Source organism: Sedimentibacter sp. B4 (assembly GCF_000309315.1).
GTDB lineage: Bacteria > Bacillota > Clostridia > Tissierellales > Sedimentibacteraceae > Sedimentibacter > Sedimentibacter saalensis.
The window spans coordinates 1-233 of the sequence record NZ_CANG01000403.1 but is presented as its reverse complement, the minus strand read 5'-3'; the positions used below and the strand labels follow the sequence as shown (position 1 = coordinate 233).

The 233-nt window shown below is 71.7% G+C and carries 1 pseudogene; it reads left to right on the top strand.

Going from position 1 to position 233, the window contains the following annotated elements:
- Positions 1 to 233, top strand: a pseudogene (locus BN358_RS26470) (hypothetical protein); the annotation flags it as partial.

The window sequence follows — 233 nt, the reverse complement described above, 5'->3', positions numbered from 1 at the left end:
CGTCCTCGGCCCGCGTGCAGGCCACGAACGCGGACGGCCGGTCCCGCGACGCCCGCATGTTCGACCTGGTCATCTGGGCCAACTACGTCCAGGCGGTCGCGGAGAACAAGACCCAGCTCGCCGACTACATCGAGGCCCGGTTCACACCGGACTTCGCGGCCGCCTTCAAGGCCTGGGACGCGGCCGGCCGGGTCGAGGCGTCCCCGTTCGCCAACCCGGCCTACGTTCCGACC